This is a genomic window from Sphingobium sp. AP50 (assembly GCF_900109095.1).
Classification (GTDB): domain Bacteria; phylum Pseudomonadota; class Alphaproteobacteria; order Sphingomonadales; family Sphingomonadaceae; genus Sphingobium.
Genome location: NZ_FNYZ01000007.1, coordinates 33631 through 47153 on the forward strand (window position 1 = coordinate 33631; position 13523 = coordinate 47153).

General features: G+C 60.6%; 14 protein-coding genes. 9 read left to right on the forward strand and 5 right to left on the reverse strand.

Translation table 11 applies throughout. The features are described from left to right. Positions 1–310: 310 nt before the first annotated feature. Both BMY84_RS13230 and BMY84_RS13235 read left to right on the forward strand, forming a co-directional pair. Positions 311–2629, forward strand: a complete 2319-nt coding sequence (locus BMY84_RS13230) for a TonB-dependent receptor plug domain-containing protein (protein WP_177204010.1) — start codon at positions 311–313, stop codon at positions 2627–2629. A gap of 17 nt (positions 2630–2646) precedes the next feature. Continuing rightward, positions 2647–4650, forward strand: a complete 2004-nt coding sequence (locus BMY84_RS13235; protein WP_256215237.1) for an Atxe2 family lasso peptide isopeptidase — start codon at positions 2647–2649, stop codon at positions 4648–4650. On the opposite strand, the gene BMY84_RS13240 is transcribed toward BMY84_RS13235, so the two are convergent. The 5 genes from BMY84_RS13240 to BMY84_RS13255 all read right to left on the reverse strand — a co-directional run bounded on the left by BMY84_RS13240 (position 4647) and on the right by BMY84_RS13255 (position 8386). Next, positions 4647–6299: an asparagine synthase-related protein gene (locus tag BMY84_RS13240; RefSeq protein ID WP_177204012.1), complete on the reverse strand. Its 1653-nt coding sequence runs from the start codon at positions 6297–6299 to the stop codon at positions 4647–4649. The genes BMY84_RS13235 and BMY84_RS13240 overlap by 4 nt on opposite strands. Positions 6300–6373: 74 nt before the next feature. Beyond that, complete coding sequence (locus tag BMY84_RS13245) at positions 6374–7024, reverse strand: lasso peptide biosynthesis B2 protein (RefSeq protein WP_093084462.1); 651 nt, start codon at positions 7022–7024, stop codon at positions 6374–6376. Between the two features lie 56 nt (positions 7025–7080). After that, positions 7081–7221, reverse strand: coding sequence for a benenodin family lasso peptide (locus BMY84_RS29080; protein ID WP_143075040.1), 141 nt, complete (start codon positions 7219–7221; stop codon positions 7081–7083). Positions 7222–7348: 127 nt separating this feature from the next. After that, positions 7349–7990, reverse strand: coding sequence for a GntR family transcriptional regulator (locus tag BMY84_RS13250; RefSeq protein ID WP_093084463.1), 642 nt, complete (start codon positions 7988–7990; stop codon positions 7349–7351). A 6-nt stretch (positions 7991–7996) separates the two neighbouring features. After that, entirely contained in the window at positions 7997–8386 is a 390-nt protein-coding gene (locus BMY84_RS13255) for a helix-turn-helix domain-containing protein (protein ID WP_256215238.1), read from the reverse strand. Positions 8387–8786: 400 nt separating this feature from the next. On the opposite strand from BMY84_RS13255, the gene BMY84_RS30110 reads away from it, so the two are divergent. From BMY84_RS30110 to BMY84_RS13290, 7 genes are all read left to right on the forward strand, one after another. After that, positions 8787–9065, forward strand: coding sequence for a hypothetical protein (locus tag BMY84_RS30110; RefSeq protein WP_093084465.1), 279 nt, complete (start codon positions 8787–8789; stop codon positions 9063–9065). Continuing rightward, the gene (locus tag BMY84_RS13265) at positions 9052–9828 is read left to right on the forward strand and encodes a DsbC family protein (RefSeq protein WP_093084466.1); all 777 of its coding nucleotides are present in this window, start codon (positions 9052–9054) and stop codon (positions 9826–9828) included. The genes BMY84_RS30110 and BMY84_RS13265 overlap by 14 nt, the downstream gene beginning before the upstream one ends. A gap of 217 nt (positions 9829–10045) precedes the next feature. After that, a complete protein-coding gene (locus BMY84_RS13270; protein ID WP_069066787.1) occupies positions 10046–10360 on the forward strand; it encodes a hypothetical protein in 315 nt (104 codons plus the stop codon). Positions 10361–10482: 122 nt separating this feature from the next. Then, positions 10483–10749: a type IV conjugative transfer system protein TraL gene (locus tag BMY84_RS13275; protein WP_069066788.1), complete on the forward strand. Its 267-nt coding sequence runs from the start codon at positions 10483–10485 to the stop codon at positions 10747–10749. A 10-nt stretch (positions 10750–10759) separates the two neighbouring features. After that, entirely contained in the window at positions 10760–11395 is a 636-nt protein-coding gene (locus BMY84_RS13280; protein WP_093084468.1) for a TraE/TraK family type IV conjugative transfer system protein, read from the forward strand. Next, positions 11382–12155 (forward strand): type-F conjugative transfer system secretin TraK, encoded by a 774-nt coding sequence (locus BMY84_RS13285; protein WP_093084469.1) that lies wholly within the window; start codon positions 11382–11384, stop codon positions 12153–12155. The genes BMY84_RS13280 and BMY84_RS13285 overlap by 14 nt, the downstream gene beginning before the upstream one ends. Before the next feature lie 56 nt (positions 12156–12211). Next, positions 12212–13519 (forward strand): TraB/VirB10 family protein, encoded by a 1308-nt coding sequence (locus tag BMY84_RS13290; protein WP_093084471.1) that lies wholly within the window; start codon positions 12212–12214, stop codon positions 13517–13519. The last annotated feature ends 4 nt before the right edge of the window (positions 13520–13523 follow it).

Sequence of the window (13523 nt, forward strand, 5' to 3'; positions counted from 1 at the left end):
AGCCCGCCAATTGCAGCAGCGGGCCGCATAAGGGGGCATTTTCATGACTTTTCGGTATGCGTTGTCGTGCGCCATGTTGACGTCTGTTTCGGTTTTGGCACTCGGCGCGCCCGATCCTGCATTGGCACAGGAAGCATCTGTCTTTTCCTTCGACATTCCCGCCCAGCCATTGGACATCACCCTGCGCGCCATCGCACGTATGTCGGGCATGGAAATATTGTTTGAGCGGTCCGTTGTGCGAACGCTCAGGGCGTCGGCGATCCGTGGCACCATGCCCGCAGCGGCGGCGCTAGACCGGGCCGTGCGCGATATGCCCATCACGATCGAACGTCGCGAGGGCAGTATATATGTCAGGGGATCTGGAAACCGCACGGCTGAGTCTGTCGATGGCGGCGAAACCATCCTTGTTACAGGCTCGCGCATTGCCGGGTCCGCTCGGACCTCCGCTGTCATTACGGTCGACGCCAAGGCGATGCGGGATGCCGGGCAACAGCAGTTGGGCGATGTCGTGCGCTCTATCCCGCAAAATTTCAACGGCGGGCAAAATCCGGGCGTAATGGCGGGCAGCTCGAACGAGGGCGATCAGAATGTCAATTCTGCCACGGGGGTCAACCTGCGTGGTCTTGGCGCCGATGCAACGTTGACGCTCCTCAACGGGAAACGTCTCGCCTATGACGCTGTCGGAGAGTCCGTCGACATCTCGGCCATACCTCTGGCGGCGGTCGATCGTCTCGAAATTCTCACAGATGGCGCATCGGCCATCTATGGGTCTGATGCCGTCGCCGGTGTCGTGAACGTCATACTCCATAAGGATTTTGAGGGGCTCGCTGCCTCTGCGCGCCTCGCAGGTGCGTGGGACGGCGGCAATCTCGAGCGACAGATATCGCTGGTGGGCGGACAGCGATGGGATGCGGGCGGGTTCATGCTGGCAGCCGATTATGGCCAAAATAGTGCGATTGAGGTGAAAGACCGCCCGTTTATCAGGAACATGAATGGCGGTGCGACGCTCCTCCCTGCCCAGACGCACTATAATGTCCTGGCTACGGGCCATCACGACCTGCTGGACAATCTTACATTTGACATCGACGCCCTTTATAACCGTCGGACGTCCTTTACCGGTATCGCCTTCACGCAGGAGGCAGATTTCACGTCATCGGGATACGCGGTGGATTCACGGCTGGAGTCGTTCGCAATCTCCCCGCGGCTCACCTGGCGCTTGTCTCCTGACTGGACCCTGGCCGCTTCAGCGACCTACGGACAGGACAGCAGCAAGCTCGTGACCAGCGGCTACCAGGCCGATGCGCTGAGTTATGTGGGCTATAGTGATTATATAAATGCGCTAGCCGCAGGCGAACTCAATCTGACAGGGGGGCTTTTCAGCCTTCCAGGCGGCGCCGCCAAGATCGCCGTCGGCGGCGGGTACAGACGGAACACTCTGAACTCGCGCCAGTGGACCGTGATGCAGGGCGCCACCCTTCCCGGCGCTGCGTTCGACGAGGCACGCCGTTCAACCTATCTGTTTGCGGAGACGGAACTGCCGGTTGTAACCGCGATGAATGCGGTCGCGGGTCTTGAAAAGCTCATCCTGACCGGCGCGGTCCGATATGAGCGTTACAATGAGATTGGTGACATCGCCACGCCTAAGCTCGGCCTTGTTTATGCGCCCGCCACGTCGATTGCCTTCAGAGCGAGTTGGGGCAAGTCTTTCAAGGCACCGACGCTGCGGCAGACCTTTCTCACGCAGCGGGCCTATCTCGAATTGCCGAGTTCCTATGGTGCGACCGGGCTGCCAAGCGGTGCCACAGTCCTTCAGCTTTCGGGCGGAAGCGGCGAACTCAAACCGGAAAAAGCCGAAACATGGTCGGTCGGCGCGACGATAACGCCTGTGCGCGTGCCCGGTCTGCGGATCGAACTTAACTATTTTCACACCGACTATATCGACCGCGTAATCACCCCGTTACAGGGCCGCGCCGGGGCGCTCACCAACCCCATCTATGGCGAGTTGGTGATTGCAAACCCGACAGCAGCGCAGGTCGATGCAGCACTGGCCGTCGCGAGCCAGGGGCTCCAAAACTATACCGGCATGCCCTTCAATGCAGCCAATGTTCTGTTCATCGTCGACAATAGAAACAGAAACGCCGCCCGCCAGAAGATCAGCGGCGTCGATATTACGCTGGACTATAGGCTCAAGGCCTCAGTCGGCACCTTTGGCATCACGGGCAACCTGACCTATCTCGACAGTGCGCAGCAGCTTCTTCCCGGCCAGGACTATGTCCAGCTGGCCGGCACGATTTACCGACCACCGCACTGGCGTGGTCGCGCCGGCCTGACCTGGCAGGCGGGCGATGTCATGGCGGCCACCTTCGTCAACTATAGCGGTGGAATCACGGACCGCCGCACAACGGACGTCTATAGCAGCGATGGCATGACCACCGTGGATCTCAATCTGCGGTACGAGCCCCGCTCTGGCGCGCTGAATGGCGTCGCGATTTCTGCATCCATCCAGAATCTTTTCAACGTGATGCCCGACGAGGTTCGCACTAGCGCGCCTTATATTCCGCCTTATGACTCGACCAATTATTCGATTGTCGGGCGCTCAATCGGCATCACGCTGGAGAAGCGTTGGTGATCATGAGCCTTGCCGCAATGGCGCTGGGCGCAACGGCGCCAACGCCTACCTCCGCCTGCGCCGTTCCGACAGCCGTCCATAACGCATCGACCTCTCTGAACAGGGACGTCAGCGCGGAAGATATAGCCGGATTACGGGACATCGGCGTGTCCGACTATGGTGAGACTGCCCCGGGTCTCAGCGTATCGCCAGACGGTCGATGGGCAGCCCTCCAGCTCAAGAGGGCCGTGCCGTCCATTAACAGCTATTGCCTGGAGATCGTTGCCGTTCCGACCGACGGTATCGGCCCCGTGCGCATCATTGACCAAGGGGGTGCGCTTTTGCTCAGCGCCGAACCCCGGTTTGAATATGGCCCGGTTTACACGGGCATTCCCGTTGTGGTTCGCCCGCTCTGGTCTCCAGACGGAAAAGCCATCGCCTACCTCAAGCGGGTGAATGGACAAACCAGAGCCTGTGTCGCCTATCTGGATGGACGTGCCTCAACGCTGATCGATCATGGCTCTGGCGACGCCGTACATGTTGCCTGGGGTCCAGACTCGCGCGCGCTGGAGGTTACGGCGGTCCAACTCGCGCAGCTTGAGCATGAGCGCGATATCGAAGCCTTGTCCGGATATCGGCTGGACGACCGGTTCATCCCATCGTCTAGCAGCCGCCCCTATCTAAGAGCGCCCTTCCCAACCCTCACCAGCAGGATCGCTCTTCCATCGTCCTCGACCACGGCAAATATGGCCGCGGCAGGAACGCAGGCATCTATTGATTGGGCCGAAATGGCGCGGGGTGCCGACAAGCCGCAGCACAGCGTAACGGAGCGGCTGGTTCAACATGGGATCATGGCACAGTGCCGTGCCGAAGCCTGTTCAGGCAAGATCGACAAATTGTGGAAAAGCAGCAATGGAAAGGAGATCAGCTTCCTACGGCGTGAAGGCCCGTCGTCAGATCGCTACGCCTTGTACCATTGGCGGGTCGGCTCGAGAAAGGCCAGCCGCCGGTATCTAACCGAAGGACTGCTTCTGGATTGTCAGCCGGCGGCAGGCACCAAGCTTGTCTGTGCGCATGAGGAGGCCACCCGGCCCCGGCATATCGTCAGTCTGGATCCTCGCACCGGACGGATGCATGATCTGTACGATCCCAATCCAGAATTTGCTGGGAAGGCCTTCGGAACGGTCGAACGCCTCTACTGGAAGAATGATCGGGACATCCCGGCTTTTGCAGACCTCATCTTGCCCCCAAATCATCACCCCGGGGAGCGTCACCCCCTCATCATTGTGTCCTACAGCAGCCGCGGCTTTCTGCGCGGCGGCACGGGCGACGAATATCCAATCTTTGCGCTGGCGGCGCGTGGCTACGCCGTCATGAGCTTTGATATGCCACCAGACATCGGCTCTTTTGCGAAAGGCGCCTCTGGGCCAGAGCGATCCGCCATCAATCGCAAGGATTGGGCTAATCGCCGCAGCGTGGAATCGTCGTTGGAGCGGGGCATAAAGCTCATTGAGGAAAAGGGTGTGATCGACCCTTCAAAGAAGGGTATCACAGGCTTTAGCGACGGCTCGAGCAGCCTGTGGTTCGCCCTCATCAACAGTAAGCTGTTTCAGGCGGCCGCGGTAAGCCATTGCTGCGAGGAGCCTGTTGGATCGATGGCGCTTGTCGGCAGCCGGACAGCCAGATATTTCGAACAGGGAGGCTTTCCTGGGATTTTGCAGGATGATCCGGCGGTCTGGGCGCCTATGTCGGTGACGCGCAATGCCCATCGCATCAATGTTCCGGTCTTGCTGAACCTTTCCAGCGATGAATATCTTTGGTCGCTCGAGGCCATACGCGCCCTGCGCTTTTATCATAAGCCCGTGGACGCCTATGTCTTTCCCGACGAATATCATGTGAAACAGCAGCCTGCCCATCGGCTCGCCATCTACAGGCGCAATATTGCCTGGTTCGACTATTGGTTGCGCGACATCCTGCCATCCCGACGCGACGAGCGGTCCCGCTGGCAGGAGATGCGAGGTGATGCCAGCCCGTCAGGCTAGCTGCGCTTTGCAGCGACGGCAGATGCGGCACGCCCATGCCAGTGGGTGCACCAAGCCTCTGCATCCGCCAACTGCAATAAACGGCGGCACTCATTGACGTCCTGCGCCAAAATATTCGCCATCGCGGTTTCGACCGCGCGACGATCGATGATGTCTTGTCGCGCAAGATGTCCGTCGAGAAGGCGTTCCTTCATTTGCGGCAAATAGGTTTGGAGCAGGAGCGCAGAAAAGCTTGCAGGACCGGGCTTTCCCTTGCGCGTCAGGATCTCCGCGGGAAGGCGGTGCCGGAACGCCTCGCGCGCGACCGCGCGGTTCTGCCCTCCCAAAATCCATTGCCAGCTCTGGATCGCGAGGCAAGCTTCGAGAATGGGTTGTGCCATCAGCGGCGTGATCATCGGTGGGTCATTAGTCTGGAACGGGTTCTCGATATGCTCCTGCATGCGCAAGATCATCGCGATATGGTGCGCCTTGCCAGGCAAGGCGTGGGACGGACAGTTCAGCCAGGGATGCTTGGGGGCAGCCAACGCCCGACCGGACTTCAGGAAAAGGTTCGACATCGGCCAGGCATAGCCGGTCGGCTTGCGAGCGCGCCGCCACAGCCCCATGATCGCCTCTCCCAGGGAGCAACCCGTCAGCAGGCTGACATTTTCGAAGGTGGCCAATATTTCCAGAAGCGACCTCTGCGCCTTCAGACAGTCAAGGATGGGGGTCGCCGACATTGTGAAGGAAAAGATCTGATCGCCACCATTGCCATTGATGAACATGTCGGCCTCTGTTTCCACTGCCGCCTTGGCGGCGAGATGGGACATGCTTTGAAATAGGGGACGACGTTTGGGATGTGGCAGATAGGGCGCCGCACAGCCCGCAACGCTGACATGATCTGTCTCATATTGCGCCTCGAGAAGGGCAAAGCCGAATTGATCGGCCACCATGCTGGCATATCTACGCTCATCGCCGGACGGGTCTGCCGTGAAAATGGTCAGGCAAGCCGTCTCGACATTGGCCGCGGCCAAGGCGGCCAGAACAATCGAAGAATCAAGCCCCCCTGATGCGAGGCACAAGGGCTTTCGATAGGATGACACCAAGCTTGCGATGGTCTTGCAGATGGTGGTCTCGAGCTCTTGGGCGACGCGCGCCCTGGATAGGGCAGGCTGGAGATGACAATGATCCCACGGCGACCAGAAGGGATGCTCTATGGGCCTGGGGTCGGTGCAATGGAGGTACATGCCTGGCCTGAGCTCATATATAGCTGCAAGGCAGGTCTTGTGCGCATGGAAGCCCTCGGACGCGATGTTGTCCAAGAGCATTTCCCAACAGACTGAAAAGACATCAGACAGGAGATCGACATCATTGCTGACGAAGAGATGGCCTTCTTCTTGCCGATAATAGGCCGGTAGTGCGCCCGATGGGTCGCGTGCGATGATCGCACCCCTCTGCAGGATCGCTACGTAGCTGCCCCAGAAGTCTTTGGCCAATTCGCTCGGACCAAGGCCTGTCTCTTGGCCAGGACAACTATCGAGGTTCGCGGGGCGATAGTCCCGGTCGAACAACTGTCCAAGCACGACGCCGGCGCCGTTCGGGAGCAGATGGCAGGTTAGGTCTGCATCGCTGCCGACCACGATGACGTCATTCTGGAATAGGGTTGTCATGCCCCGTGCCGCCAACGCTGCCAGCGCCCCGTCCCTGTCATGCGACCCTGTGATCAGCAAAAAGCGTTGCATGGTCAGGCGGCCAGGACAGGCGTGAACTGGCCCACAAACTCGTGATGGTCGTTGAGTACCGTCACGCCACGCTGCAGCCAGCAATGGGCTTCGAAGGGGAACAGCCGAACGCCAAAGACCAATGCGGCACGATGACCGTTTCTCTGCAGTCGGCGCCGTAAGGCGATGGAGGTCGAGAGGCACCTCCCCTGCTCCTTGAGCAGACGATTGGAAGTGAGAAAGTGCGTTACCATCTCGGCAATTTCGTCATCATATTTCGGCGTACGCTCGTAGAGCGCACTTGCGTTGGCAGCGTCGAGAAAGGCTGAGAGCGGGCGTGTCCGTAATGCGCCGGCGATCCACAGTCTTTCTGTCGCGGTCCACAGGGACAGGCTGCCAAACGCCAGCACGGCCGGCGCTGCCACTAGCGACGCTGTGGCAGGCGGAACCTTGACCGCCGCGATCTTGCCGACCACGTCGCCACGCGTGACAATGCCGCTATCCAAAAGCCGCTGTACGCCAGCATCATCGGGCGGACCGTCACGTGCAAGGTCAAGAAATACGCTGTTAAGCTCTGGCGAAATGCAGAAATACCGGTCCTGGGCCGCGTCGAGAAAAACAGCGCGTTCGCCATACAGACCAAAAGACAGATGCTCTCGCAACATAAGGCCCATCCCCGTTCTCCCATGGCATAAGAGGGGGCGCACCTGTTGCACGCCCCCTCCTACGTTCAGTCTTCGGTAAGCCCCATGCTCCGCTGGATCTGGGGGTTGAGCGTGTCATCGTTGCCAACGCCGGCCCCTTTGGTCAGGACCGACGCAGTGCCCAGATCGATGACGTCGCGCGTGTCGACATTGTCTTCCATCTTCATCGTTTTACTCCTTGCTTGCTGCCCTCGATTGAGCGGCAAGGAGGAAGGTAAATCCTCGCGACTGATATATCGCAGCGCATAAGCCGCCGATCTGGCGGGATCGACCGTGCCGACAATGCGCGTGACGCTAACCCCTAAAATCACGCGACAATCGCGACGCAATGGCTGCCTGATGAAAGACTACAGCTTGCCTCAAGCGGCGATGATGCGCGAGAATCTGTCGCGCGAGACGCGTACGATCGCGCATGGCCGCAAGCTTGAGCAAGGTCTGGCCTTCCTGCCTCGCTCGCTGGCTCACAAGACACTGACCGAGTCGCAGCACATGGAGTTGATAGACTGTCCTCTCGCCCCAACCGATAATGACCCCGTTTTTTGTGGAACGGAACAGATAGGACAAGGCTGTTTCGAGCATGTCCGTGGCCTGTTCCGCGTCGGGCTCCTCTCCTGCCTTGGCTGACGCATTTTCAAGCGTCTCGTCAGGCGAAAGGCGCTGCAGGCCTATGATGAGAAGTTTTTGGCTGGCGTCGATGACATCCAGCAGCATTCCCTCGTCGATCACAGATGCATGAAAGCCGCTCTGGGCCGAGCTGATCAAACCCTCGCCGACCAACCTGTACATGGCTTCTCGCACCGGCGTGACGCTGGCTTCCAGCCTCCTTGCAAGATCGGTTGCGGCTAATCTCGACCCCGGCTTGATCGTACCATCGAGGATGTCGCGCCGGATGCATTTATACACGCGCTCATGGGTGACCGGATCGGAGGGTGCCATTGCGAGCTAGGCTTTGTCGGGCCGCTTCGACCACCAGCGTGGCGTCAACTTTGTCTGAATCCGCTTTATATTCCTCTCGGCGATGAGGTCGATGCACTCGCGCTCTAGTTCGCTGAAATCGCCATAGGATAGCTCTCGCGGAAACTCCATGTCCTGGCTGCTGAAGAGCAGCGGCAGAAAGATATGTCCGGTTGATAGCCGCAAATATTGCGCGCACACGACATGGTCGTCGAGGCGCGAGCTGGGATTCCCAGCCTCAATCTCCCTTAGCCACCTCATGCTGATACCGACCTCCCTGGCAAACTGGGACTGGGTCAAGCCGCTGCGACGGCGCGCCTGCTCGATTCGTCGGCCCGACATCTCCTTGACGAAGTCCAGGAGGGGACTTGTGGTCACAGCTGGCGCTCGTTCTGGTGACATGCGCTTTCCCTCATGGAGAACGAGCCCGCCACGGCATCCCTGTCCGCCAACTATAGGAAAAACAAAGAAAGCCACAATCGAAACAATCGCCGATCTGGCGACGCTGATAGTCTTTCCGCCAACAGGAGCCGCAGGACTGACAATCAAATCCGGAAAGACGCCACAAATAAAATCAGGTACTTGGCGGAGAAATCGGCACTAAATTGCCGATTAGGCAGCCTATTTCCCATTCGGCATTTCAGCGCCCGATCGGCAGTAAAGTGCCCGCCCCGTTGCACAGCCTTCTGTCATCTCGCATTCCTTTGCTGGTGAAGAGGCGGACCCAGCAGGCTCCACCCCAAGCACGACAGACGCTCTTAAAATGAAGGGATGGACCATGGTCTTGATATCGGCGCTTGCCGCGGCGACGGCGCTCGCCCTGCTGCCTTCCTGCCAACACGAGACGGATGTTGCCGGGCACTGTCCTGATCTCCCGATCGTGCATGCCCGCCAAATCATATCAGACCCTGAGGGCTTCTCGATTCACGACATGCGTTTGGCCTATCGCGTGAGGGCGTCGGGCGCCTCCCCCATCAGACTTGGATCGCATGTCACGCTGCAGGGCGTCGTGCGCCACCGCGCAGCCCTAAAGGAGGCCGGTCATGCGGCGCGCTGATCCGTTCAGGGGACTGTTTTGCCTTTTTGGCGCCGCGTTCAGCCCCGTCGTCCTCGCCCAGCCGTCCCCGGACGCCGCGCTGCTTTCGCAGGCAGCCGCGAAAGCCGAGCAGCAGCTGCGCCAAAGCTTCATGAACCTGCAGTTCGACGAGTTCCGTCTCTCGCCGGTTCGCGGGCCGCTATACCAGGCCAATGCGGGCGGCCGCATGGTCTATTATGCGCCAGAAAGCGACAATGTGCTTTTCGCGGCGATCTATGACCGACACGGCATCAACCTGACGGCGCTGGCGCAGGACGCAACGGCGCGCAAAAGGCTGGCGGCGCTGGACCGATCGCAGGCATTGGTGATTGGGCCTGCCGATGCGCCCGAAGTCGTCGAATTTACCGATCCCGATTGCCCCTATTGCCGGGCGCTGGATCGTTATTGGGCGAGCAAAGCCGCAGAGGGCAAACCGGTTCGGCGGCATATCTTCTTTGTGACCGGCATTCATCCTGGGGCGGCGGCCAAGGCCGAACATATCTTGTGCGCCGCAGATCCGGAAGCCGCCTTCAGGACGATGTATAGCGGCGCGACGCCGGAAACGCTCACTCAGTGCGAGGCCGGGCATGCGCGTGTGGCAGCCCATGGCAAAGCCGTTTTGCAGGTCGGTGTTTCTGGAACACCGACTCTCATCCTGGACGGCAAGATCGTCTCGGGTTTTCAGCAGAGCGAGATCGAGATCTTCCTCGATGCGAAGAGGGCGAGCGACCATGTGGCGCGCTGAACCCGGGGATCAGATCTCCCGCCGATCCCGAATTTTGGCGGCCATCGCGCACGGCCCTGCTGCTGCCTACGGACCGGCAGCAGAGTCAGGCGCATGGACCGGAATGCCGATGACGCAGCCCCTGCAGGGTCATCCAGCTGCCTCATCGGTCGACAGCGATCACGATCGCGGCCGGCAGGCACAGCCAGGGATGGTCCATTTCAACGGAGGAAATACCATGCATATGCATTTGGGGAAGCGGCTCCTGTCTACCGCGGATTTTGGTATCGCGCTGCTACTGCTTGGCATCGTCGGCAGCGCGGCCCATGCGTTCTCGGCACCGGCCCAGGGCGACCTTGGCTACGACATTTACGACATCGTCGTGAACCAGGGCGTGAAGGGACCGCTGGGCTTTGTCGGTGGCGTTGCCGCCTTCCTGTTCGGGGTCTCGCGACTCTTTTCCAACATCATGATCGGCATTCCCACGATCGTGGCGGCGGTCTGCCTCATCAAGGCGGATTCGATCCTCCAGACCTTCGGGATGACCATCTGACAGCCACGTCCGTCGGGCTCTGACCTTGTGTCTGCCCCGCCGGCCCCAAACCGGGCGCCGATGGTCGGCGCTCCGGAACGATGCTCCGCGCGGGTGTCGTAAAGCAGGAGGAGAAGGGACAAGTGGACGAGCGTCTGCCCCAATATCTTCACCGTCCCGTCCAGATCCTCTGGTTCGGCTCGGATGAATTCATACTGGTCATGGCCACCATCTTCGTCGCGGTCATCGTCGGCGGGATGATTGGCTGGATGCTCATCGCTTCCCTTCTCCTTTTCATCCCCTGGAAGCGGACCAAGCCGCGCGGCTTCCTGCCGCATCTCGCCTGGCGCTGGGGGCTGCTGCGCTTTTCCCATTATCCGGGTCCCACACAGACCCGCTTCTTCGAGTGAGGGTCACGAGATGCGCATAAGAAGCACCGCCCGACAGCCAGAGCTGGACCCGCTGATGGGCAAGCCGGCGAGCTGGGGCATTCATCGCTATCTGCAGGGCTCCTCGAACCTGTTCGAAGAGAACCGGCTGTTGAAATTCGCTGTCACCGGCCTGTTCGGCGTCACCGCTGTTCTTGGCCTCGTCATCTATTCCTCTAACCAGAACCAGCGCACGGTCGTCGTACCCTTCGGCGCCTCCGGTGATCTCTATGTGACGGGCAACAAACCTTCGAGCGCTTATCTGCGCACCATGACCCGCAATATCGTCGCCATGGCTGGCACCTATTCGGCATATTCGGCCGATCGCCAGTTCCAGGAGCTGCTGACCCTTGTTCACCCCAGCGCGTTCAACAGCATCCGCGATAGCCTCAATGGCATTTTGGACGAGCTTGCGGACAATCCGACGCTGTCGATCGCCACCTACATCCGAACCGACCAGCCCGTCACCTATACCGAGCGCGACATCGTCGTGCCCGTCGAGAAGGTGCGCGTCATCGGCGGCGTGATCCGCAAATTCCGGGGCGTGCTACACATTCGTTACGCGCTCGATAACGGTCGCTTCTGGCTGACCGCGCTCTCCGAGGAGAATTTCAATGCGGAAAGCTGAATTTCTGCAGGTGGCAGCGATAGCGCTGGCGCTCGCAACGCTCCCTGCCGCCGCTTTTGCCCAGTCCCAACCGATCGTCGCCTTGCCCGATCAGTCGAGCGCGATCCGTCTCTCCAACCGCGACATCAATCACCTCATCTGTGTCGGCGGCGAGATTGAGGATGTGAAGTTCTCAGCCGAAAAGGCAATCGCGGTGGAGCGCGCCGGCGCCGATGCCTGGGTCAAATTCCTGGTCAAGGAAACTGACGATGCAGGCCAGGTGACCCGCAGCTTCGTCACCGCCCCGTCGGAATTTTTCGTCGCCTGCAACGGCGCCATCTACCCCCTTTATGCCGAGCCCGCCGATATTCCGGCGCAGACGGTAACGCTCGTTCCAGGCACCAGACAGCGCGCCCAAGCCAATAGCGAATTGCTGGGGCCGCTGGTCGAAGAGGAGCGTGCGGTGTCGATCACCCTGTCGCTGCTGGAGGATCGAATCCCGGCTAGCTTTACAGACATCGCGCCGCGGAACGGCGCGCTTTCCCTGCCTGGCCTGGACGGCGCCGATCTTGTCGAGCGCCGGGCCGTGCAAATCGAAGGCGCGGGCCTCTCGGCTTCGGAATATCTCATCCGGGCTGCACACCCGATCCAACTCGATGAACGGCTGTTCCTCGATGCAGCGCTTGGATCGACGATCTTTGCGATCACCCTCGACCGGTCCGATCTCAAACCCAATGAGACCGCGCGCCTCATCGTCATACGCCGGGGAGAACAGCCATGACCGAGCGCAGGAAGGGTCCAAATGGGGGCGAACCCGGCAATGCTGCCCCGCAGTCTATGTCAAGTCCTGAAAGTCACGCGGGGCGACAGGGATATTCACGCCCACCCAAGGTCGAGCCAGCACCTGGCGAAGCGCCCCTCGAGTTACGCGGCCCTGCCCTGCTCGATCTGCGAACCCACTGGGCTACGCTCAGCGCGAGCCAAAAGCTGCGGTGCAAGCAGGCCGGCGTTGGTATCGGCATCCTGATCCTGGGATATGGGCTCTACACGGCCAGCAGCGGATCAAGCGCCCCTACCGATCTTCCGCCCAGTGCGTCCAAGATGGACATGGGCGCGGGCCTGCGCGGCGACAGCCTTGAGCTCAAGATGCGCGGCGACCTCAAGAAGATCCTCGATGGCCAATCCCTGCTTGGCGACCGAGTCAGCGCGATCGAGGCAGGAAAGATCGGCGCTGTCGGTCAATCGAACCCTTCGGACTTGTCCGGCGACTTGCCGCCCGCATTTCCAGGCAGCGACATCCCCGCCTATCCACCCATCCCGGGCCAAGGTGGCGTACCGGGCACCGGCGCCGACGAGGTTCCGCCTCCACCGATGCCGCCAGCCGCGCCACCCGCGCCGCCGCAGGAGAAGGTGATTGGCGCGATCGGTAGCGCGACGAGCGCGACGCCGATTGTGGCGGGCGACGCGCCGAGCAGCCCCGGCGCACCCAAAAAAAAAGCCCGGACGATTTATTTGCCGCCTGGTTTTATGAAGGCGCGACTGCTGACGGGGATCGACGCGCTCGCAAGCCGGGATGCGACGAGCAATCCCGAGCCACTGATCGCCCGGGTCCAGGCACCTGCCGTGCTGCCCAATGACGTCAAGGCAAACCTGGCGGGCTGTTTTGTGATCGGCAACGCTACTGGCAGTCTCGCCAAGGAGCGAGTGGAGGTCCAGCTCGTGTCCCTGTCCTGTGTGGATTTCGATGAGCGATCGGTTGTGGATCAACCGATCAAGGGCTTCTTTGTCGATACCGACGGCAAGAAGGGCCTGTCGGGCAAGGTCGTCACCCGCGCTGGCGCCGCGCTCGCCCGCTCTTTCATCGCGGGAACCATCAGCGGCTTCTCGCAGACCGTCGAATCAAGTCTTGGCGACGTCTCGACCTCGGCGCTCGGCAATGTACGCAGCCTTGACCCTGGTGAAGCGGCGCAGGCGGGACTCGCGGGCGGCCTTTCCAAATCGTCGGACAAACTCACCGACTTCTACCTCGACCTGGCGCGTCAGGCCGGCCCCATCGTCGAGGTCGGCGCCGCCAAGGATGTGGTGGTCGTGATCCAGGAGGGCGTGACCCTCGAGATCAAGCCCAGCGCAGGAGCCAAATTCTGATGCG